Source organism: Microcoleus sp. S13_C3, assembly GCF_036700905.1.
Lineage (GTDB): Bacteria > Cyanobacteriota > Cyanobacteriia > Cyanobacteriales > Microcoleaceae > Microcoleus.
The window spans coordinates 1-26194 of the sequence record NZ_JAUBPT010000020.1; the positions used below are offsets into that span (position 1 = coordinate 1).

15 protein-coding genes and 1 tRNA gene are annotated in these 26194 nt (G+C 45.6%); 12 read left to right on the plus strand and 4 right to left on the minus strand.

Going from position 1 to position 26194, the window contains the following annotated elements; translation table 11 throughout:
- Nucleotides 1-178: 178 nt before the first annotated feature.
- Nucleotides 179-1222, minus strand: coding sequence for an AI-2E family transporter (locus QUA16_RS08175; protein WP_333102686.1), 1044 nt, complete (start codon nucleotides 1220-1222; stop codon nucleotides 179-181).
- Between the two features lie 311 nt (nucleotides 1223-1533).
- Between QUA16_RS08175 and QUA16_RS08180 the strand changes: the two genes are divergently transcribed.
- From QUA16_RS08180 to QUA16_RS08220, 9 genes are all read left to right on the plus strand, one after another.
- Complete coding sequence (locus QUA16_RS08180; protein ID WP_333181089.1) at nucleotides 1534-1797, plus strand: hypothetical protein; 264 nt, start codon at nucleotides 1534-1536, stop codon at nucleotides 1795-1797.
- Between the two features lie 407 nt (nucleotides 1798-2204).
- Nucleotides 2205-3356, plus strand: coding sequence for a glutamate--cysteine ligase (gene gshA / locus QUA16_RS08185; RefSeq protein WP_333102688.1), 1152 nt, complete (start codon nucleotides 2205-2207; stop codon nucleotides 3354-3356).
- A 377-nt stretch (nucleotides 3357-3733) separates the two neighbouring features.
- Nucleotides 3734-4195: a tRNA (cytidine(34)-2'-O)-methyltransferase gene (locus tag QUA16_RS08190; protein WP_333102689.1), complete on the plus strand. Its 462-nt coding sequence runs from the start codon at nucleotides 3734-3736 to the stop codon at nucleotides 4193-4195.
- 581 nt (nucleotides 4196-4776) lie between these two features.
- The gene (locus QUA16_RS08195; protein ID WP_333102690.1) at nucleotides 4777-7248 is read left to right on the plus strand and encodes a peptidoglycan DD-metalloendopeptidase family protein; all 2472 of its coding nucleotides are present in this window, start codon (nucleotides 4777-4779) and stop codon (nucleotides 7246-7248) included.
- 138 nt (nucleotides 7249-7386) lie between these two features.
- Nucleotides 7387-7459 (plus strand) — tRNA-Met (locus QUA16_RS08200).
- Nucleotides 7460-7585: 126 nt separating this feature from the next.
- Nucleotides 7586-8185, plus strand: coding sequence for a peroxiredoxin (locus QUA16_RS08205; RefSeq protein WP_015178160.1), 600 nt, complete (start codon nucleotides 7586-7588; stop codon nucleotides 8183-8185).
- A gap of 147 nt (nucleotides 8186-8332) precedes the next feature.
- The gene (locus tag QUA16_RS08210) at nucleotides 8333-9592 is read left to right on the plus strand and encodes a transposase (RefSeq protein WP_333102691.1); all 1260 of its coding nucleotides are present in this window, start codon (nucleotides 8333-8335) and stop codon (nucleotides 9590-9592) included.
- Between the two features lie 94 nt (nucleotides 9593-9686).
- Nucleotides 9687-10229, plus strand: coding sequence for a redoxin domain-containing protein (locus tag QUA16_RS08215; protein WP_333102692.1), 543 nt, complete (start codon nucleotides 9687-9689; stop codon nucleotides 10227-10229).
- Nucleotides 10230-10582: 353 nt separating this feature from the next.
- Complete coding sequence (locus QUA16_RS08220; RefSeq protein WP_333102693.1) at nucleotides 10583-14632, plus strand: hypothetical protein; 4050 nt, start codon at nucleotides 10583-10585, stop codon at nucleotides 14630-14632.
- 233 nt (nucleotides 14633-14865) lie between these two features.
- Here the strand turns inward: QUA16_RS08220 and QUA16_RS08225 are convergent, their stop codons facing one another.
- Nucleotides 14866-17337: an ATP-dependent Clp protease ATP-binding subunit gene (locus QUA16_RS08225; protein WP_333102694.1), complete on the minus strand. Its 2472-nt coding sequence runs from the start codon at nucleotides 17335-17337 to the stop codon at nucleotides 14866-14868.
- A 436-nt stretch (nucleotides 17338-17773) separates the two neighbouring features.
- Between QUA16_RS08225 and QUA16_RS08230 the strand changes: the two genes are divergently transcribed.
- Nucleotides 17774-23113: an AAA family ATPase gene (locus QUA16_RS08230; RefSeq protein WP_333102695.1), complete on the plus strand. Its 5340-nt coding sequence runs from the start codon at nucleotides 17774-17776 to the stop codon at nucleotides 23111-23113.
- 4 nt (nucleotides 23114-23117) lie between these two features.
- On the opposite strand, the gene QUA16_RS08235 is transcribed toward QUA16_RS08230, so the two are convergent.
- Nucleotides 23118-23684, minus strand: a complete 567-nt coding sequence (locus QUA16_RS08235; protein ID WP_333102696.1) for a hypothetical protein — start codon at nucleotides 23682-23684, stop codon at nucleotides 23118-23120.
- Between the two features lie 122 nt (nucleotides 23685-23806).
- On the opposite strand from QUA16_RS08235, the gene QUA16_RS08240 reads away from it, so the two are divergent.
- A complete protein-coding gene (locus QUA16_RS08240) occupies nucleotides 23807-24820 on the plus strand; it encodes a hypothetical protein (protein WP_333102697.1) in 1014 nt (337 codons plus the stop codon).
- A 25-nt stretch (nucleotides 24821-24845) separates the two neighbouring features.
- On the opposite strand, the gene QUA16_RS08245 is transcribed toward QUA16_RS08240, so the two are convergent.
- Nucleotides 24846-24974 carry a hypothetical protein gene (locus tag QUA16_RS08245; RefSeq protein WP_333181090.1) on the minus strand — a complete coding sequence of 43 codons (129 nt, stop codon included), beginning with the start codon at nucleotides 24972-24974 and terminating at the stop codon, nucleotides 24846-24848.
- A 12-nt stretch (nucleotides 24975-24986) separates the two neighbouring features.
- Between QUA16_RS08245 and QUA16_RS08250 the strand changes: the two genes are divergently transcribed.
- A complete protein-coding gene (locus QUA16_RS08250; RefSeq protein WP_333102698.1) occupies nucleotides 24987-26087 on the plus strand; it encodes a glycosyl transferase in 1101 nt (366 codons plus the stop codon).
- Nucleotides 26088-26194: the final 107 nt, after the last annotated feature.

Here is a 26194-nt window from a genome sequence, read left to right on the forward strand (position 1 = left end):
AAAGGTTTCATCCTATTTTACCTTTTTTGGTCTACCCCCTTGACAATTTGCACTTTTTCTTAACTTGTCACAAATGCAAATGGGTACAGGAGAGTTTTTGAAACATGGGACTTCTACTCGGTAAGTTAAAACCGAATTTTGCAGCCGGATTTGATATAAAATAGGAGGGCTCTATCAATTAACCTTCCGCTTGCATTTCTTCAATGTCAAACCAGCTAACTATCACTCCCGCTAGGGGAATCGCCAGAAATATGCCTAAAAGTCCTGCTGATCTTGCTCCGACTAACAGTGCAAAAAATACCACTACCGGATTCAGGTTAAGGGAATTTTGCATGAGTCTCGGATGAATAAAGTTGTCTTGAATTTGCTGCAAAACAATGCAAGCTGCCAATACTTTTAAAGCTAGCCACACATTTTGAGACAATACAATAAAACAAACTAAGCTAATTCCCAGCGTCGCTCCGATCCCTGGAACTAAATCAAACAATCCGATAATAAAGGCTAAAATCAAGGGAAATTTTACATCTAACAGCAGGAAGATTAAAAAACTTGCTGTTGTCAAAAATAACATTAACAGGATTTGTGCCTGAAAAAATCCTAAAAAGTTTTTCTCTATGGTTACACTTAAACGCCTGTGCAGGTGTCGGGGTATAAATTTGAGAACTAACAGCCACAGCCTCTCTCCATCAAGTAACATGAAAGAAGCCACTACCATAATTAATATTAAATTCAATAAGTTGGTTAAAAATACTTGTAAAAAAGCAATACTCGATACAACTCCAGCTAAAGCTTGATTTCGCAGTTGTTCCTCAATAACTCGCAGGTTAACTTGCAGGTTTCTTGCCCGCAAAAATGCTTCGATGCGCTCGGACAGAGGCGCCAGAGCATTCACAAATTCAGTCATGCTGTCAATTAATTGCTGCCCTTGAGATAAAAGAGTGACGCCTACGGTGACGGTGAGGCCGCCAAAAACTAAAATGGTGAGCAGGACAACGAAGGCGACAGCTAAACTTCGCGGTAAAAATCGCTGGAGAGTTCGCACCGGATAGTTGAGCAAAAAAGCCACGAGTGCAGCAATCGTGAAAACCGCGACTGCAGTTTCAAAGTAAGCTAAAAGTTGCAGTCCAGCCCAACCTGAAGCAAATAGAAGCAAAAACCGGACTAAGGCTAAATTGCTTAGCATATTCCAAAAATTGGGAGGGGTTCTTTCTTGCTCTTTCACAGGGATTTTTAGGGGTTAATATTATAGCTCAAAAATATTGCAGAGTCCTCTTTTAGGATCGCACCCAAGATATATCTGTGGCTATCCCCCTCAAGGCAGAAAACAGATGTCGAAGGAAGAAGGAAGTTCGGCAACGGATTGTGTAACGGATTTAACGGATAGAAGGAAGTTCGGCAACGGATTGTGTAACGGATAGAAGAAAGAAGGTAGAAGGAAGAGGGATCTCTTCGGCGAAGCCGATCGGGTAAAAATAAGGAGGAAGCCACAGGGGAGAAGGATGAAGGCAGCAAGCAGTGCTTTATCACTGCTGTTTGGGGCAGGGGTGGGTTCTCTTCACCATAAGTTCGATCGCCCCCAATACCGAATCAAACACAAGCGCGATCGCACAAACAGCCTTTCTGACTCTAAAACCGCCTCGGAAACTCTTTGCCAGGGGAGTATTTGTCCTGGCAGGCCCCCAACTAGGAAACAAAAGCTCAAACAAAGCTGGCGCCGAAAAACCCGGTTTCCGTGCCAGTGGCGAAAAATTTCAACTCTGCTCCGTGGAAGATAGTTTGACATACTCACCGACGTGAAGGTACGGTGATTCTTAAGCCTCGCGACTTAAGTTTCTGCTTCTTGGCAACTGCCTCCACCCTCAAAGAGTTTTGGTCTTATGTTCGCTCCACAGACTAACCCCGCAAGCCCTGCGGTTTTTACGTGTCGAATACCAAACGGAATTCTTCGTAGGTTTGATTCTAGGGTTAGACTTCCATTGCCCTATCCTCTTTTCCCGGTCTACCGATTTTGCTTCGCCGCCAGCACCTCGGGCTGAATTTCGCTCGTATAGGCTGTTTGATCCATCGTCTCGGGTGGGTCGTTGACCAATTACATTCTAATATAAATCCGTCCTAAAAGGACGGGGTTTCTACCCAAATTTGTGATGAACAGGTCAATTTTTGGGATACTAGAAACTAGCACTCAACTTAGCTGAGGAATAAACGTGCTGCTCTCAAAAGGCTTTGAAGTAGAAATGTATACCGGCACTCCCGAAGGTGAGGTTGTCGGTCTCTCCGATCGCATAGTTGCCGATCTAGAGGGATTTGTGCGGGAGCCTGATAGCCGCAATGTGGAGTACACGACCGCCCCGCTGTGCAGCTACGATCGCCTGTTGTGTGCCTTAGTCAAGCCACGAGTTCGGCTGCGCGAGTATCTCAAACAATTGGGCGACTATACCTTGCTGCCGGGAAGTACCCTGTCTCTCGGAGGGAGCGATCGATTTTACAGATCCGATCCCAACAACCCCTACCACACCTACATCGAGCAAACCTACGGCACCAAAGTCGTCACCGCCAGCATTCACATCAACATCGGCATCTCCCAACCAGAAATGCTGATGCGCGCCATCCGCCTCGCCCGCGTCGAAGCACCGCTATACCTTGCCTTGAGCGCCTCTTCCCCCTTCCTCGACGGCGAAGTCACGGGCTATCATTCCACTCGGTGGGGTTTGTTTCCCAAAACTCCCGCCATCGTCCCCCTGTTTGAAAGTCACAAGCATTACATTCAGTGGACTGAAGAACAGCTAGAACTCGGTACTATGCAAAACGTCCGCCATTTGTGGTCTGCAGTGCGACCAAATGGCGATCGTCGCCCCTACTGTCTCAACCGCCTCGAGCTGAGAATTTGCGACCTTGAAGTCAATCCTCTGGCTTTGTTGGCCATCACAGCCTTGCTAGAAGCTCGCATCTGGCAGATGATGGAAGACCCCAGCTTAGACCCTTTAGAACTGTGCACCTTGCCGGCGGCCACCCGCAACGAAGACTTAGTTGCCCTCACAGACGCCAACGAAATTGCTGCATCCCGGCAAAGTTTGGATGCCGAACTTACCCACTGGCAAGACGGCAGAACTATTCTGGCACGAGATTGGATTGAGGAAATTTACCGCGAAGTGTGGCCTATAGCCAAAAAACGTGGCTTTAGCTGCTTTCTCTCGCCCCTCAAAAAGATTCTTCGGGAAGGCAACACGGCCCAGCAGTGGTTAAAGCTACACGAGGGCGGTTCCGACACCCGCAGTATTATTCTGCAAGGGATTCAGGGGATGGCTCACCAAGAATGGGAGCTAGAAGATAACTTGTGCGCCCAGTTAGTTGCCTGAAGTATCGGCGGTTATTATAACGGGGGCTTTCACTAGCCCCTGGCTATGCGTACTCAGCCAATACAAATAGCCCGAACCTCGCGGTCAATCGATTTTAGATTTTAGATTTTAGATTTTAGATTTTAGATTGACCCCATCGATAAATTCGGGGACTCCTTTATCGGATACAGGTTTTTTATTTCTGGACGGATGAATCCGGGGGCTTGTATCCTGGATGCTTGATTGTCAAAAGTTGCAGATCGCCGCCGAAAAACAAATCAGAATATTTAATCAATGGAGCTCGACAAAGGTTATAAATAAAAGCTATAAGGTATATCTACCTGTGGGTAGTTTTATAAATTTCCCAAGAGCTGTATTTTTCGCTTTTAATTAGCTTCATGCCCCAACTTGTCTTGATTCACCCGCAAATCCCCCCGAATACTGGCAATATCGCCCGCACTTGCGCTGCCACAGGCACGGAACTGCATTTAGTTGGCCCGCTGGGGTTTGAAATTAGCGATCGCTACCTGAAACGGGCCGGCTTAGATTACTGGCCCTACGTCAATCTCCAGTGCCACGAAGACTTAGCGACTTTTCTGGCCTATCGGCAGCAGCGCGGGGGGCGAGCGATCGGATTCAGCACTGGCGGGCGATGCAATTACGCCGAATTCCAATTTCAGCCCAGCGACTGGCTGATGTTTGGCTCGGAAACTGTAGGCATTCCCCAATTCGTCTTGGATGCCTGCGACGCCACAGTTTTTATCCCGATGAGCCAGCCTGGAGTCAGGAGTTTGAACCTCTCCGTCAGCGCCGCTGTGGGTTTATTTGAGGCTAAACGACAGTTGGGGGAGCTGGGATAAATCATTATCAACACATAAATATATAGATATTTAATAGCTGCCGGAGGCGGCCAAATCTCCATTTAAATATAAGAAATTTGTATCAAAGGGGTGAAAATCTAGATAGCCGACATTAATATATTTTATTCATTCAAAAACAGATTGTTATCAGCAACACCAAATGACTGCAAGAGGATTCAGCAACAAAAATAAATAATTTTAGCGATTTAGGGCGTCAGCGAGCACCAGCTTAGGTCTGAACACTATATCTAGTAAATATACGGTTGTAGGTTGTCCGGAAATTAGCCTAAAGTCTGATAATAGGTGAGAGTCCTATGCCTTAGCGGAACGCAAAATTTATGTCTTCGTTCCAGCTATTGCGGTGTAAGGCTTGTGGGGTTAATTGCAGCAGGTTTGACCGAGAATTTTAAAATTTCTGACGGTTTGAGCTTGTCTAAATTTAAAAAGCAAGGTAATCTGGCCTAAGCATGATAGCTGTCAACAATCAGAATATTTTTGCTTGTTGATTTAAATTCAGCGTCATGCGATCCCCTTGAGTGTTTCCAAGGACAGTTAGCGCTTCTCAGTAGGAGGTCGTTTTTTTGAAACGAACATATCCCCAAATTAAGCCTGTTCAGGCTAGTGAAATCGACAGAGACGGTTCTGCGGAACCATCCAAACAGACAACGCTCAGCACAGGCAGAGTTCGCTCTCTCGCCACGATCGGTCTGGCAATATCGGTAGGTGCTTCTGGCATCCTGCTACCGAGAAACGGAGACAGCGCTCGCGCGTCTGAACTCGCACCGACATCTGAATCCACCGCTGAAGTACAGCCAGTATCGGCCAACGGGCCCACTACGTCCGCACAAGTGGACGGTTCCAGGGCCGAACAGCCAGGAGCACCTTCTGAGCCGGCGACGGTTAAGGTGCAGGATGGGCAAAGCCTTTGGGAGCTTTCTCAGGATTATCAAGTTGAACCGTTGGCACTAGCAACTGCCAACCACATCAAACCCGATACCATCCTCCAAGTTGGCCAACAGCTAAGAGTTCCGACTGCGACGGAAGCCACACCACAACAGAACGCCGGCTATAGCACATCGGCTTCGCTAGAGCGCGCAGCGACGGTCAATCCCGAACAAGAGTTAAATCTGACTGGCTCCGAGCCGGATAGTGCAGCCATGACAGCGCTGCCATCAACCGCAGCGACCCCGCTGGTCACCACGGTACCGGAACAAAGTTCGATCGACATCCCCAATGCAGACGGGGCGATCGACAGTTTGAAAAAACAGGAAAACCGCACCACAGAATCGGGTCGAACTATGTTCGGGTCGGAGGGGGGAGCAAATTTATCTACATCTGCGGCATTTTTGCCGGAGTCAGCACCGACGCTGACATCCCCCGGATATGCAACTGGGACAACTATTCCTGACCTCGATGCCACACCTGTAATTCCCAATTCCGGGGGAGGTCAAGCAGCATCGCCCGATCGAGCATTCGAGTCAATTGAACAGTCTTTGGCAACACCCAGTTTGCCATCGGCTGTGCTAGTCCCCCCTGCGGGAAGTACCGCCCGGCCGGCTGAGGTTCTCTACAGCGTGCGTCCGGGAGATACGGTAGATGCGATCGCCAAAGGTCACGGCGTATCGCCCAAAGATCTGATCTCCGTCAACAAGCTCGGCAACCCCAACTTGCTGAATGTCAATCAACGGCTCAAAATTCCCCCAGTTGGGTTAAAAAATCCAGGGGTGCAGGCGGCAGCCTCTTATTCTGCCTCCAACTCTACATCTGTCTGGGCGGCGAGTTCGGTTCCCGCATCTTTGAACCCCAGCTCGTCTACCTCGGAAATAGTCGGTGCTGGCATTGCAGCACCCGCGCCCAAAGTGCCTGTTGTCTCTCCCCTGGAGAACCTGGAAGGTCTGAACAATATTTCAGCGCCGATGGTTCCCCAAATTAACAGCATTCCGCTGACTCAAGTTTCCCAAACCATTAGCGATCCACGGAAGCTGGATCTTCAAGGGGAACCAACATTTACAGGTGCAGTTGACACCAGTGCCCTGCCTGGACCAGCCAGTGCAACTGCTACCGCCATCGCTACGGGAGAATACCCGCAGCGGCTCAGCTTCGTGGCAAATACTAGCGCCCAGGGTTTAAATGCCACTCCTACTAGCGCTGTACCAGAGTCGAATTCGGAGGCTCTCCCTACCGCAGAAGCTCTCAACCCTTATTCCGAACGCTTGAGGGCAGAAGTGGTCAGGCTGCGAGAGGAATATCGTGCCTCGCGCAATTCGATCGGCGCAAATGCGGTGTCCCTGGCTCCAAATGACGGGCCCTCGGTCAACCCGTCTGAGGATACGCCAAGTGTCAATCCATATCTCTACACCCCCGACTATACTGAGCCGGTGCAGAATGAAATCAGCAGACCGCCATCGAGAGCCTGGTCTGAGCAGGTTCAGAAGCAGCAGCAAGAGCGTTTAGACCCCGCTCGCGCAGCGGAACTGCAACCGATCAACCTGACGCCGACCTCTGCTGGGCAGGGGCCTATGGTAGCAACTGCTCCTTTGGGATCTGAGGCTTACGACCCCCTAAGCAACCCGTCTTTGGGACGCATGGTTTCTCCAGAACTGCCTCCGCTTTCGAGCCCTGATACCTATCTGCCTAACGGCAAACAACAGTCGGCTAAGGGGTTTATTTGGCCGTCTAAGGGCGTTCTTACTTCTGGCTACGGCTGGCGGTGGGGACGGATGCACAAAGGAATTGATATTGCAGGGCCGATCGGCACGCCAATTGTGGCAGCATCAGACGGGGTGGTTACCTATGCTCAGTGGAACGACGGCGGCTACGGGTATCTGGTGGAAATTACCCATCCTGACGGCACTGAGACTGTCTATGCCCACAACAGCCGAATTTTGGTGCAAAAGGGTCAGAGAGTCGCTCAAGGCGAACAGATTTCAGAAATGGGCAGCACCGGCTTCAGTACCGGGCCGCACTTGCACTTTGAAATTCATCCCGCCGGACAGGGTGCTATCAACCCAATGGCTTTTCTGCCCGACGATGCGTCCAGCGCTTCTCGGTAACGACTGGTCGGAAGTTATGGGTTTTGAATGATTACCAAAACTCATAACTTTTACTGGAACTCATTAGAAATTGTGTTGTTTTAAAACAAGACATAGCTAACCCTACCGTGCTACGATAGTAAATCGTGAAGTAGATTTGGCTCAGTGGCGCAGTGGTTAGCGCAGGGGACTCATAAGCCCAAGGTCGCAGGTTCAAATCCCGCCTGAGCCATTATTTAATCAAAAAAATCGCGCTCTCAATATTGAGAGCGTGTTTTTTTGATTTATCAAGAAGATACTTGTAGTCGTTATGAGTATGATATATTTGTAACAGTTCGTAAAAAAGGAAACAAAATCTATGACCAGTGAATGCCTCCGGGTTGGTCAAGCTGCACCCGATTTCGCAGCAACAGCCGTAGTGGATCAGGAATTCAAGACAGTTAAACTGTCCGACTATAAAGGCAAAAAGTATGTAGTCCTGTTCTTCTACCCCTTGGACTTCACCTTTGTGTGCCCGACTGAGATTACAGCATTTAGCGATCGCTTCGAGGACTTTAAGAAAATCGATACCGAAATCCTCGGCGTATCCGTTGACAGTGAATTCTCTCACCTCGCTTGGATACAAACAGACCGCAAATCTGGCGGTGTTGGCGACCTCAACTATCCCTTAGTTGCTGACCTCAAAAAAACCATTAGTTCGGCCTACAACGTCCTCGACCCAGAAGCAGGCATTGCCCTCAGAGGTCTGTTCATCATCGACAAAGAAGGCATCATCCAACACTCTACTATCAACAATCTTGCCTTCGGCCGCAACGTGGACGAAACTCTCCGTACTCTGCAAGCTATCCAACACGTCCAGTCTCACCCCGATGAAGTTTGTCCCGCCGGCTGGCAGCCCGGTGACAAGACCATGACTCCCGATCCTGTCAAGTCTAAGGTATTCTTTGCTGCGGTTTAAGCAGATTATATGTGTAGGGACACGGCGCTGCCGTGTCCGTACCCGCAGAGGCATTTATCGAAAAATTGGGTTGAAAACCCCGTCCTTGTAGGACGGCTTTATATTTACCAGAGACACATTCACCACTAAATGTGTTAAAATACTGGAATGCTAACCTTGAATTACCGCTATCGAATCTATCCAAACATCGCTCAAGAACAGTCGCTTTTTGAGTGGATGGACATTTGTCGCGTCGCCTATAACTACGGGCTGCGAGAAATCAAGGATTGGTGCAATAGTCGGAAATGCCTGGTTGACAGATGCTCTATAAGCCATGAGTACATCATAGCTGCGAATGCTCCTTTCCCCAGCGAAGTAAAACAACTTAACGCGCTGCCTGGCGCTAAAAAGGTATTTCCCCGTTTGAGCGAAGTACCAAGTCAAGTGTTACAACAGGCACTAAAACAATTGCACAGAGCCCTCGATGGGTTTCAAAAAGTTGGGCATGGGTTCCCTCGATTCAAAAAGTTTGGGCAATTTAAGTCTTTGTTGTTTCCCCAGTTCAAGGATAATCCTGTGACTGGAGCACATATTGCCTTACCAAAATTGGGGTTAATTCCAATTAAACTGCATCGCCCAATCCCACAGGGGTTTGTAGTAAAGCAAGTCCGAATAATCAACAAAGCAGATATTTGGTACGCCTCCATCAATATTCAATGTGATGTTAGCGTTCCCAATCCAATGCCACATGGTCATCCCATTGGGGTAGATGTGGGACTTGAAAAATTTCTGGCAACTAGCGACGGAATTCTTGTAAAATCGCCCAAGTTCCTGAAAGTAATGCTCCGCAAGCTGAAATTGCTGCAACGCAGACTTTCTCGAAAGAAGAAGCGCTCTAAAAATTACGAGAAACAACGTATTAAGGTTGGTAGACTTCACCACACAGTTGATAACACCCGTAAAGATTTCCACTTCAAACAAGCTCATACCCTTTGTGATGCTGGCGATATGGTCTTCATGGAAGACTTGGATTACCGAATCCTAGCCAAAGGAATGCTGGGCAAACAAATGCTTGATGCTGGGTTTGGGCAGTTCCGAACTATCACCAAGTATGTGTGTTGGAAGCGTGGCAAATTCTTTGGTGAAGTCAGCGCTAGGAGAACTTCTCAGGAGTGTCCTGAGTGCTGTACAGAAGTTAGAAAAGACTTGAGTGTTAGAGTGCATGCTTGTTCTAATTGTGGCTATACAACGGATAGGGACGTTGCCAGCAGTCAAGTGATTAGAAATAGGGGAATAGAACTGCAACGTACCGATGGACAGTCGGGAATCCAAAGCGCCTATGCAGACGGTTTGCCAGGGGTTGAGATATCTCAGTCTAGGTCAAAGTCGAAAACCCGCAAGGGAACAACTAGGAAATCTAAGAAGTGATTCTTAGAAGCTCCGTACCTTCAGGTCGGAGTGATGTCACTTAAGCGGATTTTTAATTACCAATTAGCAATTAGCAATTACCAAATTAGGAAATATGCTGACTTCTACTAATTTTAGCGGCTTGTTAAATGAGCGGTTTTTCCAAAATTTATTGCCTGTTCCGGCGAGTAATGTTCTGAAGCTGGGACAGAGGACGCCAGATTTTGAATTGCCGGATATTAATAATGGCAAATTGGTGCGGCTGTCGAATTATCGGGGCGATAAGCCGGTAATTCTGGCTTTTACGCGGATTTTTACTGAAAAGCAATATTGCCCTTTCTGTTTTCCTCACATTAAAGCTTTGAATGAAAACTGGGAAAAATTTGCCGATCGCAATATAGAATTATTGATGGTTGCCAGTACCGACGATCGCCAAAGCCAAATTGTGGTTAGAGATTTAGGCTTGAAAATGCCTCTGCTTTCTGATCCAGGCGGTCAAGTTTTTCGGGCTTATCAAGTCGGTCAGGCTTTAGGTGCTCCTTTGCCTGCTCAGTTTGTTTTGGATGCAGATGGAAAACTCCTCTTCAAACATTTGTTTTCTTTCATAGACCACAATGCTAGTGTGGACACTTTGTTGAAATATGTCGATCATCGGTAAGGACACAGTAGCGGTGTCCTAATTTGGAGTTTTTAGCCGCTGATGCACGCTGGTGTAGGCCTATCAGCGGGATTTTTTCACCGGTTGACCAAGAATTTCTTGATGGTACCCGCCACGTGATTTATCCGTGGAATCAATCCAAAATCTAAAATCTAAAATCCTCAAGCCCCCGCCTTTATCCGTGGGGTCAATCTAAAATCTAAAATCTAAAATCTAAAATCGATTGACACTGGCTGCGACAGATATTTAGTCATAAATACTTATTGTGCCAATTTCGATGGCGGAATGTGGCCATATTGGCTCGACATTAATCTAGGCTATAGCTTGAAGGTACTTAGTACAAGTTTAAGCCCATGTCGTCTCCCAAAGATCGATCGAGCAAAATTGAATTGAGCGTCTTAGCGTCGCATCCTGAGTTGTTGACAGGTTTAGATGCGTGGCTGCGGCTAGGTTTACTTTCGCCCGCTGAGGTTGAGGAATTGTGCCGACAGTATTTAGTCTGCCCAATCAGAGAGCCCGCTGTAGATTTTTCTGAAATTGAAAACCCGATCGCTCCTATTGCCGAGCCAAAAGTACCTGCCTTATCCACGCAAAAAGCAGTATCTAGCAGCCGAGAAAGCGTTGCTAGGCCCACAGAAATTACTCAAACTCCTAATTTGATCGCTCAAATTTTGCACTCGCTAATGGCAGAAATTAGCGTGGTGTGGCTGTTGTTTTTAGGAGTGTTCATGGTAGTTGTCTCCTCTGGAGTCTTAGCTGCCAGTCAGTGGGAAAGATTTCCTGCCGCCGGACAATATGGAGTTTTATTAGCTTATACTTTAACCTTTTGGGCGATTAGCAGTTGGGCAAACAGACAGCAGAATTTGCACTTGACTGCTCAAACTTTGCAAGAAGTGACGCTGTTGCTAGTGCCTATCAATTTTTGGGCGATGGATACTTTTGGATTGTGGCGGTATCCTTGGGATTGGGCGGTAGCAATCGCAGCGGCACTTATTTTGACTTGGATAACTGCCCGGATTATAAAAGATCAATATCAAAGCTTTTCAGGAAAAAACATCACTCGCTCGATCGCCCTAAATCACTTGGGATTGAGTTATTTGCACTCTTGGTGGGCATTGGCCGGCTTTGCCCTTACTGCGGTTTATGTGGGTACAGTGGGAACTGCTGCTACTACTGTTTATCAAGTTCAGCAACAACGATTGCAATCTATCCAACGTGGGGGAAATACTGAAACATTCCCCGCTGCTTTCAGTTTGAGCCGAGATTTTCTGACTTACAAAAAAGCAGCTTTAGTAGCTTATTCGTTAGGAATTTTACTGGGCAGAGCGATATTTGTCAAGGATGTAAATATCGCTGAAATGGGTTTAGCTTTGGCGATTTGCGGCGTGCTTTTAGCATGGCTAGATTGGCAGCACCCCCTCACATCTGGGACTATTGAAAACAATATATCCGACCCGCCAAATCCCAGCAATTTTTTTAAATGGCAATTAGCGGGAATGGGTTTGTTGGGTTTGGGGTGGCTGGTTTGTTTTCGTGACATTCCGCTACAGGCGATCGCAGTTAGCGGATTGGCTGTTTGGTTTTTTTATAACCGTTTAGTGCGGTTTTGGCAAGAGTTTGATTTGGTAATGCTGGAGGCGGTGGGACTTCAGAGTATTTGGCTGTTTTGGCGAGTGCTTCCTTTAGGGATTAAAACACAAGTTGTGGCATTTTTAACTCAGCTTACAAACTCTCAGGAAACTCCTTGGGCTTTTTGGGGTGTTCTGCTGTTGCCTTATTTAATTTTAATGGTAAGTGGATCGCAATGGCTCTACCGCAAGCGAAAGTTTCAACTTGCCAGTTTTGCCGAAAAGGTTGCTCTCGGTTTGGGGAGTGTTTTAACTGTTATTAGTTTTGTCAATCCGTTTTGGCGATCGCTCAATTTATTAGTCTCTACTTTAATTTTAGGTTGGATAACTTGGAAATACGTAATTCCAGATAATTCCCGGCGAGTTTCGATGCCGGCTTCGGCGGCTGAACCACACGGAAATCCGGCAATTTTGGTTCCCATAACTCATATTATGGGTTTAGGCGCGATCGCTTCGGCAATTGACTTATTTTTTCCCAACCAGCTACCAAATATTTGGTCGGCAATATTATTGATTTTCATGGCGGCTGAGTGGGTATTTTTTGTCTGGATGAAAGCGGCGAATTTACGAGAAAATTCGGGCTTTTTCCGCTGGCATCCTGCCTGGTTCCAAAGTTCCTGGTATCTGGGCTTAGTATTAGCAGGATTCAGCTTTATATTGTTGCAAAATTATGTGATTGTCGGTACTGCAACTCATCGCCCTCAGTGGAGTTTGCTTTGTCTGGCGACTCCTTTGGCTTTGACTGCTGTTGCTAAATATACTGAGGTTCCTCACAAACAAGTGGCCAGTACCTTTAGTGTGATAGCCCTAATATTTGCACAATTTCTAATTTTTATTTTTCCCGGGTATCGGTTAATTGGTTTGGGTTTTGCAGCCGGATTAATGTTGGTCAATACTTACTATTTAGTCGAGATACCAGCGGCTGCGATTGGAGTGGGGTTTGGCTTGAGTTTCGTAGCTGCGGTGATTTATCAATTAGGTTTTGTGTCGGGTTGGCTTTGGGGAATTGCCGGGGCGATCGCTGTTTTGTGTCTGTGGTTGGTTCGCAGCATGATTGTTCGTTTTTCCAGCGGTTTACATGAGCCTTCTCCATTAGGTGAAATTTACGATCTAGCTTTAGATGGATGGGCAATCTTACTGGCAGGCTTGCTGTTAACAACTATTACTTTTTATTCCTATGAACTCTACGCAGGCAGTACCTTAACTTTCCCGCCCTCTACTGAAGTTTTGGCTGCTATTTTGGTGATAATGGCTGCGATTATTTTCCGAAGTTTACGCCAACTTTCCCCTCTGGCAATTTATGCCTTGGCTTGGAGTTTGGAGTTGTTGACAACAGTGAGTTTGAGTTTTGTCGATCGCACTACGATTAATTTGGCAGTGGCTAATATCGCTCTCGGATTGTTTACTCAATTGCTGGGGGATTGGTGGCGGCGCCGTCACCCCGATCCCACAATCTTACCTAGCATTCATCTTATACCTTTAGTTTACGGGGTATTGGGTTTAACTTTCCGATCGCACACTTTTGCGAATTGGACGGGTTTAACTGTGTTGGGGGCGTCTTTAATTGCGATCGGCATTGGTAGGCGGGAGCCCGAATTCAAACCTTTGGTTTATTTAGGATTAATGGGCGTTTCCCTTGCTGCTTACGAATCGCTACTCTATCAACTTTTTCAAACACCAGGAGGAGCTTTTGGCGATGGCTTAATTGTCCTGGCCACTCTCGGCACAACTTTAACATATATCTATCGCATTTTATCTCCTTGGCTCAGCAATTATTTACATTTAACCAATGCAGAGTTAAAAAAATTTGCTCACCTGCACTGGGTTTTGAGCAGTTTGCTACTGATTGGGGCTTCTGCCAATGATATTAAGTCCGGCCTACGTTTAGGATTACTCACTGGTGCTTTATTAGTTCAATACGCTTTCTTGCAAGGACGAAATAATCTCGATCGCCAATGGGCAGAAATTTGGATTTACTTGGGTTGGCTAGAAGCCTTTGGCATCCGGGTTTACTGGATCAATACGCCTTTAGTTAAGTATATTTCCGGGCCGCTGGGGCCTTGGAAAGTTGCCCTCGCTTCTCTATTAGCCTATTTCATTTACATTTTGCCTTGGGACAACTGGGGTTGGTCAAAAAAACCTTGGCAGGTAATGGCTGCGCTGATTCCAATAGTTACTATTTTGGAAAGTCCGGCTAAGTTTTATCCGATTAGCTTGCTGATAGCTGCCGCCTTCTATGTTTTCCTAGCTTGGGAAAGGCAGGAAGTCCGTTTTACCTATGTGAGTGTGGCGATAATTGACTGGATATTGCTGCGGTGGTTCTGGCAAATAGGATTGACTCAGCTAGAGTTTTATGTTACTCCTTTAGGACTTTCTTTACTTTACATTACTCAGTTCGATCGCACTCTCAAATTACCAGCAGAAAAACCGCTGCGCCACACTCTGCGAATGCTCGCAACTGCGCTGATTTGCGGGATGCCTCTTTTGACTCAGCAAAGCCACGGTTTAGTTGCAGGAGCTTTTAGTTTGGTGGCTATTGCAGCAGGTTTGGCGCTGCGAGTTCGGGCATTTTTGTTTGTGGGAACGGGAATTTTTTTAATCAATGTTTTCTATCAGTTGGTGGTTCTGATATTCGATTATCCGTTGATAAAATGGGCGATTGGTCTGGCTTTTGGGATTGCCTTTATCTGGATTGCTGCTACTTTTGAAACGCGGCGCGATCGCATTTCTGCTTTTGTACAGCATTGGGTTGTGCAATTACAATCCTGGGATTAGATTCAGCGATAAGGATCGCGAATTAAATAATTTACACAAGTTTGTGGGATGGGCGTCCCGCCCGCCCTTTCTGGACGGGCGGGACGCCCATCCCACAAGAACCATCAAAATTCTAAGTTATTTAATTCTCATTCCTAAGTTGCTTTTTTTTACTGGTATTTTTTAATTAAAAACCCGGTTTCTCGAAGAAACCGGGTTTTTAATCAACAGTATTTATCCGTTGGTAGAGTGCATTAATGGCTTAATGCGAATTCGGGCAATTTCGGCTCAGATGAACCATCGGGCACTACCTTAACCTGACCGTTTTCATCCACATCAACGATCGCCTTTTGGCCGTCTTTCAGCTTCCCAGACAGCATTTCCTCAGCCAGTACATCTTCCAACAACCGCATGATTGCGCGGCGCAAAGGTCGAGCACCGTAGCTGGGATTGTAGCCTTCTGTAACTAACAAGTCCTTGAACCGGTCTGTCACCGACAAAGTAATACCCTGTTCGGTTAAGCGGCTGAAGACTTGCTGCAACATAATGTCCGCAATCTGCTTGACTTCTTCCCTGTTCAACTGGCGGAAGACGATAATCTCATCCAAGCGGTTGATAAATTCGGGACGGAAAAACTGTTTCAGTTCTTCGTTTACCAGGCTGCGAACGCGGTTGTACTGCCCGTCTGCGGCACTTTCAGCAAACTCGAAACCAAGACCGCCACCGCCTTTTTCAATCACTCGCGAACCGATGTTTGAGGTCATGATCAGTAGTGTATTCTTAAAGTCCACTGTCCGACCTTTAGCATCAGTCAAGCGGCCGTCTTCCAAGATTTGCAGCATCATGTTGAAGACATCTGGGTGAGCTTTTTCGATTTCGTCGAACAAGATGACTGTGTAAGGACGGCGCCGGACTGCTTCTGTTAGTTGGCCGCCTTCGTCGTAGCCAACGTAACCCGGAGGCGAACCGATGAGTTTGGAAACCGTGTGGCGTTCCATGAATTCGGACATATCTAACCGAATCATGGCTTCTTCCGAACCGAAGAAATATGTTGCTAGGGCTTTTGTAAGTTCCGTTTTGCCGACGCCTGTGGGGCCGGAAAAGATGAAACTGGCGATCGGGCGATTGGGATTTTTCAAGCCTACCCGCGCGCGGCGGATAGCCCTAGAAACGGCGCTGACAGCTTCTTCTTGACCGATCAAGCGCTGGTGCAAAGTGTCTTCCATGTGCAGCAGCAATTCCGATTCGGATTCTGTCAGCTTGCTGACTGGTACTCCCGTCCAATTAGCCACGATGTGGGCGATGTCTTCTTCGGTGACGATGGGAGAAGTTTTGAGTTGGCTTTTGTTGATCGTAGCTTCGGCGATTTCGGCTTCAATCTCTAATTCGCGATCGCGCAATTTTCCAGCTTTGTCGAAGTCTTGCTCGCGCACTGCTGCATCTTTTTCTTTTGTTACTGCAGGCAGTTGCTTTTTGAGTTCTTTAACTTCGGGGGGGGTTTGTGAATTCATCACGCGGACGCGGGAACCTGCTTCGTCAATTAAGTCGATCGCCTTGTCTGGCAAAAACCGATCGTTAATGTATCTGTCTGACAGTGTGGCCGCTGCTTCTAAAGCTGCGTCGGAAATTGTCAGTCTGTGATGCTGTTCGTAAGCCGATCGCAACCCGTACAATATTTCTATTGTTTCAGCCACGCTCGGTTCGCCGACTTTGATCGGTTGGAAGCGCCGTTCTAAGGCAGCGTCGCGCTCGATGTGTTTGCGATATTCGTCCAGGGTAGTGGCGCCGACACACTGCAATTCGCCTCTAGCAAGGGCTGGTTTGAGCATATTGGAGGCGTCCATGCTACCTTGAATCGCGCCTGCACCGACTAAGGTGTGAATTTCATCAATTACCAGAATGATATTGCCGGCAGCGCGAATTTCGGCCATGATTTTCGTCAGCCGTTCTTCAAATTCGCCTCGGAACTTTGTACCAGCAATCAGCGAACCCATATCGAGGCTGATTACTTGTTTGTCTTCTAGAATTTCCGGGACGTTTCTGTTAACAATTCGCTGGGCTAAGCCTTCGGCGAGGGCTGTTTTGCCGACTCCCGGTTCGCCTACTAAGACTGGATTGTTTTTCGTGCGGCGGCCGAGCACTTGGATCACGCGCTCGATTTCATTTTCGCGGCCCACTACGGGGTCGAGTTTGCCTGCTGCAGCTAACTTGGTCAGGTTTGTGCCAAATTCTTCTAAAGTCGGGATTTTGCGATCGCCGCCGCTATCTCCCCTACCTCCGGGTACCGCTGCGACTTCTCCCACGGCACGAATTACCTGGGTGCGGACTCTCTGGCGATCGATTCCCAAGTTTTGCAGCACCTTCGCCGCCACCCCTTCATCGTCCTGAATCAGCCCTAACAGGATGTGTTCGGTGCCGATGTAATTGTGCCCTAACTGCCGCGCTTCGTTGAGCGCCGTCTCAAAAATCCGCTTAACGCGGGGTGTAAAAGGAATTTCCGGCGGGAGGAACCCGGAACCTCTACCGATGATATTTTCGATTTCATTGCGCGCCTCTTTCAAGTTGAGGCCCATATCCAGTAATACTTTTGCAGCGATGCCAGTGCCTTCGCCGACGAGTCCCAGGAGGATTTGCTCGGTGCCTACAAAATTGTGACCGAGGCGTCGCGCTTCCTCTTGGGCTAGCATGATTGCTTTAATGGCTTGTTCTGTAAAGCGTTCAAACATATTTTTTCTATCCTACTGTCTTGGCGAGGGCTGTATCGCTGCTGGTGAGGAGCGATTTGGAACACTACACAAATTATAGATGTAAATTTTTGTGTATTTCCTTCTCTAACAATGTATCTTGCTAAAGGGGTAGGGACAGTGGGGAGACCCGAATAGTAGGGGTGTGGTTGCCGTCCGCTGTCGATCGGATATTAATTGAGAATAATAGTAGCAAAATGGCTTGATTGCATGAATACTATCATTTTATGTACAAATTGTATTCTTGTTCGAGCAAATAAAGCTTGATTTTTCTTTGCCTAAGTACATGGTTGAATTAAGCATATAACTGTTGCCCTGTCAAGACTTTTGACGGTTGATAGTGGTCGTGCCGTCAGCCAACAGTCAACAGCGAACAGCGACTAGAATTAGATATATTTTCAACTCTCAGCAGAACTCCATGCAATTTCTCTCGCAATACCAAATCCACTCCACTCTCCACGAAGGTATCGAAACGATTATTTATCGAGGAAAAATCCCCACCCACCAGGATACAACCGTACTCAAAATCCTGAAAGCTGAATATCCCACCCTCGATGCAATTACCCGGATCAAGCACGAGTATCGCATTCGCCAACATTTAGACCATCCGGGCCTAGTTAAAGTCCTTAGCCTAGAAACCTTTGACAACCGTCTGGGCTTGCTTTTAGAAGACTTTGAGGGCGAATCTCTCGATCGCCTCATGTCCAGACAAAAGCTCGAAGTCATCACCTGTTTGAGGTTTGGCATCCAACTCATAAAAGCCTTAGAATATCTGCACCTTCAGAAAATTATTCACAAAGATATTAAGCCGAGCAATATCATCATCCACAGCGCAACAGGAATTATTAAACTGACAGATTTCGGGATTGCTTCACGATTGTCCAAAGAAAATCCCCAAATTAATAATATTAACTCTATAGTCGGTACTTTTGCTTATATGTCTCCCGAACAAACCGGGAGAATGAACCGCACCCTCGACTACCGCACAGACTTTTATTCTGTAGGAATCACTTTATATGAAATGCTGACTGGTCAATTGCCATTTATGAGCAACGACCCTTTAGAAATAGTTTACAGTCACATAGCTTCTCAAGCAATTTTACCGGAGCAAATTAATTCCGACATTCCACCAGCAATTTCACAAATTGTGATGAAATTACTGGCAAAAAATGCCGAAGATAGATATCAAACAGCAGGTGGCTTGTTAGCCGATTTAGAAATTTGTTTATATCAGTTAGAAACTACAGGCAAGATAGTCGATTTTACGCCCGGAAACTTAGATATATTGAGTCAGTTGTTGATTCCTCAAAAATTGTACGGTCGGGAAACACAAGTCAGCGAACTATTGGCAGCATTTGAACGTGTAGCTAATCATGGCGAAGAAAATTCTTCCCCTTCCCAAATTGAACTGATCCTAGTGTCTGGTTATGCAGGTATAGGCAAATCAGCCGTAGTTAGCGAAATTCAAAAACCCATCACTAAACAGCGGGGTTATTTTATTTCCGGTAAATTTGATCAATTCAAGCGGAATATACCTTACGCATCTTTAATTCAAGCTTTTCAATCTTTGATCCAGCAGTTACTTACGGAAAACATCAAAAAATTACAAGATTGGCAAGATAAACTTTTAGCCGCACTAGGCGATGCCGGACAAGTAATTATTGACGTGATTCCCGAACTAGAATTGGTAATTGGCAAACAGCCTGCAGTTGCGGAACTTCCCCCCACAGAAGCACAAAACCGCTTTAACAGGCTATTCAAAGAATTTATCCACGTATTCGCGCGAAAAGAGCATCCCTTAGTCATATTTATCGATGACTTGCAGTGGTCAGATTCAGCAACCTTGAAATTAATGGAATTGCTGGCGACTGACCCAGATAGCAAATATTTACTATTAATTGGAGCCTATCGAGACCATGAAGTTAGCTATACACATCCTTTACGGCAAACAGTAGAGTGCCTTCAAGAAACCGGGATTATTATCAAGAATTTAGTGCTGGAACCTCTTTCTTTAGCCCAGGTGACTGAGTTAATTTCTGAGACATTGAATGACGCAGAAAGAATTCAACCTTTAGCGGAGTTAATTTGGAATAAGAGTGGTGGGAATCCTTTTTTCTTGACGCAACTGCTCAACACTCTTTATCAAGAAAAACTTTTGAGATTTGACTTTCCCCCGCTGCTGTCTCCCGGAATAAAAGGGCAGTGGCAGTGGAACATTGAGGATATTCACGCTATTGGCATCATAGATAAGAGTGTAGTTGAACTGGTAGCCAGTCGGATTCAACAATTGCCTGAGACTACACAACAAGTTTTGAAATTGGCGGCTTGTGTTGGGGACAAATTCACTTTAGATGTTCTCTCTACTGTCAACGCAAAATCTCCATCAGTCACTGCGACTGAACTCTGGGATGCTTTGCAAGCGGGGTTAATACTTCCCTTGAATGAGAGTTACCTCATTCCTTTATTTTTAGAGGGAGAAGCAGGAGCTAATTTAACTTTCGATTCTTCGCGAATCAGCTATAAATTTTTGCACGATCGCGTCCAGCAAGCTGCATATTCGCTGATTCCTGATGATGAAAAGAAAGCCACTCATCTTAGCATCGGTAAATTGCTGTTGGAAAATACGCCCGCCGATAAAGTAGAAGAGAAAATTTTTGATATTATCAACCAGTTGAATGTAGGAATTGATTGTCTGAGCCTGCAATCAGAAAAAGATGAATTAGCCGGATTAAATTTAATTGCTGGACATAAGGCAAAAGTAGCTAATGCTTACGAACCCGCTGTTAAGTATTTAAACGCGGGAAAGTCGTTATTAGCACCTGATAGCTGGGATCGTAACTATAGCATGACGCTGCGGTTGTATGTAGAGACGCTGGAAGCGGAATATTTAAACAGCAATTTCGAGCAAGCAGAAAATTTGGCGGAAGTGATTTTGCGATCCGCTAAAAACCAACTTGACATAGTAAAAGTGTATCAGCTAAAAATCATATTTTATCAGGCTCAAAGCCAGATGCTACAAGCTGTTGAAACAGGTCTAGAAGTGCTGAAAATGCTGGGAATAAACCTATTAGACAGTCCAACTATTGCAGTGCCAAAATTGCCGCGAATTGAGGAATTAGAGAACCTGCCAGTTATGACAGATCCTTATCAACTGGCAGCTATGGAAATCCTGACAGCCCTCTATCCTCCTGCTTATATTGCCAAACCAGAAATTGTCTCCTCCCTCGTCTTGACTATGGTCAATCTTTGTATTGAGCGCGGTCATTCAGCATTGGCTACTTTTCCTTATACTCTTTATGGAATGATGCTGTGCGGCGTCGAAGGAGACATCGAAGCTGGCTACTACGCTGGATTAATCGCTTTAAAGCTGCTAGAACAATTTAATGCTAGCCAACAGAAAGCTAAGGTTTATGTAATGTTTAATGGTCATATAAGAATCTGGAAAGAGTCTACTAAAAATACCCTTGCTTCATTTTTAGAAGGGATGAAAGTTGGTGTCGAAAGTGGCGATTTAGAATGGGCAATTTATAATTGCAAGCACTATATTACCAATTTATTTTTGGTGGGGGAATCGCTAGAATATGTCAAAGATAAACAAACCGTTTATATGGAGTTTTTACTGAAAAATAAACACGAATTTGCCATAGGTTATGCTCAAATTTGGCAAGTAACTGCTTCAAGCTTAAGAAGCCAAACAGCAGAGCAAGTACGATTAGTTAGCGGCAGGTTGGATGAACCTGCTGTGATTTCGCGTTGGCAGCAAGAAAATAATCGAATGTCGCTGTTTGCAGCTTATGTTGCTAAATTGATGCTGCTTTATTTACTTAAAGATTATGCTCCGGCTGTTGCCAGCGGTAAATTAGCGGCAGAATACGCAGATGGGGCGATCGGCTTAATCACTGTTGGGGTACACAATTTCTACTATTCGCTGGCCCTCCTGGCTAACTATCCTGACAGTGACAATCAAGAAGCAGACTTAGCTATTGTTAGCTCTAACCAGCAAATTATGAAAAAGTGGGCCTACCATGCACCCATGAATTATCAGCACAAGTACGACTTAGTTGAAGCTGAGAAAGCTCGAATTTTTAGCGATAAACTTGCAGCAATGGATTATTATGACTTAGCTATTAAAGGAGCGGCTGCTAACGGTTACATCCAAGAAGAAGCATTAGCATATGAATTAGCTGGAGAGTTTTATCAATCTTTGGATAAAGAGATAATTGCTCGAGCTTATCTGACAAAAGCTTATTATGCCTACATCCGCTGGGGAGCTACAGCCAAAGTTAAATACTTAGAATCCCGTTATCATTATTTAGTCGATCGCAATCAAGGAGCAATATCTAAAAATGTTGATCTCATGACTGCTACCACTACTGTTGACAATAGCTTGATGCTGGATTTACCAACAGTTGTCAAAGCATCTCAAGCTGTTTCGAGCGAAATTATCCTCAGCCGTTTGCTAGAGAAACTCGTACAGCTTGTGAAGGAAAACGCAGGCGCTCAAAAAGTATTATTTCTTGCCAAGACAGGTAATGAATTATTCATAGAAGCTGGAGTTACAGGTGAGTTAAATGATGTAACTCTGTTACAATCTATCCCGATTGCCGAATCCGAGATTCTGCCCATTTCCTTAATTAACTATGTAGAAAGAACCCAACAATACTTGGTTTTAGACGATGCTACCCGATCCGATCAATTCCAATTTGACCCGTATATTGCCACCAATAAACCCCTATCTATCCTGGTATTGCCGATTATCCATCAAGGCAACCTTACGGGAATTTTTTATTTAGAAAATAATTTAACAAAAGGTGCTTTTACTAGCGACAGGCTAGAAATTTTGGGAATATTGTCTGCACAAGCAGCTATTTCTCTAGAAAATGCCCGTTTTTATACTATTCTGGAAACGCGAGTAGCGCAAAGAACTGAGAAATTGCAAACTGCATTGGAAGAACTCCGCCACACTCAATTGCAGCTAATTCAAAGTGAAAAAATGTCCAGTTTAGGGCAAGTCGTCGGGGGAATTGCTCACGAAATCAATAACCCCATTAATTTTATTTATGGAAATTTACATTACACCAATGAATACGCTGAAAACTTACTAGATTTACTACGTTTATACCAAAATCATTACCCAAATCCCGTGCAAGAAATAGTCAATGAAACAGAGCAAATAGATTTAGATTTTTTGATGACTGATTTCACTAAAATGATAGATTCAATGAGAGTTGGTGCTGCGAGAGTTCGCGATATCGTGCTGTCGCTGCGAAACTTTTCTCGGCTAGATGAATCAGATAGAAAATGGGTTAATCTCCACGAAGGTATCGACAGCACGTTGATGATTTTGGATCACAAATTAATTGATATTCAAGTGCTCAAGGAGTACGGCAATTTGCCTTTAGTGAACTGCTATCCGGGAGAAATTAATCAGGTATTTATGAATGTACTGACTAATGCTATTGATGCTTTGTCTCGCGAAAAAAGAGGGAGGGAAGTTGACTCGACAATTCAGATTTGCACTGAAGTCGCCGAAGGAAATCAAGTAGCAATTCGCATTGTAGATAATGGTGTGGGGATGAGTTCGGAGGTATTGGGTAAAATATTTGACCCGTTTTTTACTACTAAAGAGGTAGGTAAGGGGACGGGTTTGGGATTGTCTATCAGTTATCAAATTGTGGTAGAACAACATGGAGGAAAGCTAATTTGCAAGTCGGAACCCGGAGAGGGAAGCGAGGTTAGTATTTTCCTTCCGTATTGATGAATTAAAGCCATCGTGAAAGCAACTGTTCAACTACTTTCACAAAGCCGATCGCAATTTGAATCAACGGCCAACCCACAAAACAAATGAACACCGCCCAGCGAGTTTGAATATCCAAACCTTGGCGAACCGCCACAATTACAGCTAGCAAACTCCACACAGCTAATATCCGCTCAATTCCTTCTCCCAGCAAGGGAATTAGCGTTAAAAAATTCAGCACTTGGGGCGCGTAAGCAAACCCGATCGGAACCAACAACTCCCCATAAGTTACGTGCCCCTGCTTCAGCCACTCTCCGATTTTAAAGATAGTGAAAGTCCAAAAATAATAACCCCCCGCGACTGCCAAACCATCTATCCAAAGTGCTAAAAATAACACTGATAGCTCAGTTCGATTGATTAACAAAATGACAGCACTGCCCAACACGCGGGACAGCGCAGCTAAAATTACAATTGTTAAAGCTATCCGCTTAGTTCTGCGAGTGTAGGGAGTTTTTTCGTAAAAATTGCCGTTCAATGAAAGTGCGTTCCAAAGGGTTGCCCCCAAGCCTGCAATTGAATCTTCTCCCTTCACGTTGAACTCCTGCTCCTCAAGATAGTTGACAACTTTAAAAAAATAAGCTCTAATACAGCACAATCACCGAACTATTTCTAGGTAATTAGGTAATTAATTGGCATTATACCAGATTTTATTAAATGCTAAGATTGATTTTACGGATACTTGCATGGCTGCGCGGGGGAAGTTTAAATTTGTTGCTCATCGCAGGTGTAATCCTGATAATTTGGGGCCTTCTTTCGCCGGTGGGAACTGTTATATGGTGGCTGAATCAAAGTGCCGAAACTTTTGGTATCAAGAAAAATCCGCCGGAGATATTGCCCTCAAACAAGGGCAATTTAGAAGCCCGCAAGTCTTCGCAGCTCAATTGTTATATCATCTTTTTACCGGGAGTTGGCGATTTTTCAGGGGATGAATTAACCCCTGGTGAAGAGTTTTTTCTCAAGCGTTTAGTTAAAAGTCACCCGCAGTGCGTAGCAGTGGGCGATGTTTTTCCTTATTCAGCGTCTAACAAAAGTTTAGGAGGAGAGCGTTGGCTAGCTCCTTTTTGGCGGTTTGCAGAACACGCACAAAAAGGGCCGATTGCGGGGGATATATTCATCAAAATTCGCAATCTCTGGAGGTTTGCAATTTCTCTAGATTATCGCTACGGCTTTGCATACAATCAGGGAATTGCTAAGGCAATTATCGCTCGCATGAATGCTCAATCTCCGATAACAGTTAATCCTCAAAAACCTTTGAAAGTTATTTTAATTGGCACTAGCGGCGGTGCACAAGTTGCTTTGGGTGCTACTCGCTATCTTAAAGAATGGCTGAAGGCAGAAATTACGGTTGTTTCGGTTGGGGGCGTGTTCTCGGGAGAAAATGGTTTTGCAGAGGCCGATCGCATTTTCCACTTTCGCGGCACTCGCGATTCAATTGAGGATATTGGCGGCATAGTTTTTCCGAGTCGCTGGTACTGGTACGCGACTTCTCCTTTCAACCAAGCTCGTTTGCAAGGCCGCTATGCAGCAGCTTTGAGCGGCCCTCACAAGCATGACGGCGATGAGGGATATTTTGGGGAAAATCTAGCAGCGGACGGTATAAAGTATGTAGATATAACGCTGGACAAGATTAATCAATTGCCTGTTTGGTCTGAGGGCGCGCGCGATTGATGAGTTCTTGCATATTCGATAGCCATTAGTTATTAATTGTGTCATTGTTAATTGTACGTCGCTTGAAGCTTGGCATTGTTGCCTTCCAGTCTCTACCTCCAATTCCCAATTCCCTGTTTGGCCGATGCCCGATGCCCAATTCCCAATCCCCCATTCCCTATTATCAATGTCTCGACCAACATTATATATTGCCATCACAAATCACGGATTCGGGCACGCTGTCCGAGTCTCCTCCGTAGCTGCAAAAATTCAAGAATTAAATCCAGATATCTTACTAATTATCACAACAACAGCACCTCGCTGGCTGCTAGAATCTTATATTACGGGCGACTTTATCCACCGTCCCCGCGCTTTTGATGTCGGAGTCGTGCAAGCTGACAGTTTGAATATGGATAAAGATGCGACGCTGGAAAAATTGCGGGAAATTCGGAAAAAGCAAAATTCCCTAATTGCCAGCGAAGTTACTTTTATCAAGCAAAATCGGGTGGGTTTGGTGCTGGCAGATATTCCTCCTTTGGCAACGCGAATGGCTGCAGCGGCTGGAGTTCCTTGCTGGATGATGAGCAATTTTGGGTGGGATTTTATCTATCGAGATTGGGGCGGGGAATTTGTAGAAATGGCAGATTGGATTGGTGAATGTTTCGGGATGTGCGATCGCCTTTTTCGTCTTCCTTTGCACGAACCGATGCCAGCTTTCCCAAATATTCAAGATGTGGGCTTGACTGGCGGCAATCCTCGCTACACTAACGAAAAAGTTCGGGAAGTATTCGGCATCGAAACACCGCTGGAAAAAACTGTATTGTTGACTTTCGGCGGATTGGGTTTAGAGGAAATTCCTTATCAAAATTTACAGCAATTTAGCGACTGGCAATTTATTACTTTTGATGCGGGAGCACCCGATTTGCCGAATTTGATTAAAGTCAAAAATCAGGAGTTTGCAAAATCTCTCCCGATTTTACCCCGTCCGGTTGATATTATGCCTGTCTGCGGGCGCTTAGTTTCTAAACCGGGATACAGCACTTTTGCGGAAGCTTTGCGCTTGGAAATACCTGTTGTTTCTATAATGAGAGAAGGTTTTGCAGAAGCTGCGGTGTTGCTGGAATGGCTTCAAAATTATGCGGAACATCAAATTGTGACGGCGACGGAGTTTTTTGAGGGGGATTGGGAGTTTTTGCGACAACCGCTGCATCCCCCCTGTTTGTCGGATAAATTGGATAAAAATGGTACGGAGGCGATCGCCCAAGCTGTTGTAGACTATTTTTCATAAGTGCGATTAGAAATCGATCTTATACAAACAAAGTCTACCTCCGCCAACAGAAGAGTTTGGCATCAGTCTCATCCAAAATCTAAAATCTAAAATCTACAATCTACAAT

Bases quoted from the DNA above. Each gene is read 5' to 3' on its own strand.
- QUA16_RS08190 (WP_333102689.1), top strand. From the start codon at position 3,734: ATGCCCCAACTTGTCTTGATTCACCCGCAAATCCCCCCGAATACTGGC.
- QUA16_RS08205 (WP_015178160.1), top strand. From the start codon at position 7,586: ATGACCAGTGAATGCCTCCGGGTTGGTCAAGCTGCACCCGATTTCGCA.
- QUA16_RS08210 (WP_333102691.1), top strand. From the start codon at position 8,333: ATGCTAACCTTGAATTACCGCTATCGAATCTATCCAAACATCGCTCAA.
- QUA16_RS08215 (WP_333102692.1), top strand. From the start codon at position 9,687: ATGCTGACTTCTACTAATTTTAGCGGCTTGTTAAATGAGCGGTTTTTC.
- QUA16_RS08220 (WP_333102693.1), top strand. From the start codon at position 10,583: ATGTCGTCTCCCAAAGATCGATCGAGCAAAATTGAATTGAGCGTCTTA.
- QUA16_RS08225 (WP_333102694.1), bottom strand. From the start codon at position 17,337: ATGTTTGAACGCTTTACAGAACAAGCCATTAAAGCAATCATGCTAGCC.
- QUA16_RS08230 (WP_333102695.1), top strand. From the start codon at position 17,774: ATGCAATTTCTCTCGCAATACCAAATCCACTCCACTCTCCACGAAGGT.
- QUA16_RS08240 (WP_333102697.1), top strand. From the start codon at position 23,807: ATGCTAAGATTGATTTTACGGATACTTGCATGGCTGCGCGGGGGAAGT.
- QUA16_RS08245 (WP_333181090.1), bottom strand. From the start codon at position 24,974: ATGGGGGATTGGGAATTGGGCATCGGGCATCGGCCAAACAGGGAATTG.
- QUA16_RS08250 (WP_333102698.1), top strand. From the start codon at position 24,987: ATGTCTCGACCAACATTATATATTGCCATCACAAATCACGGATTCGGG.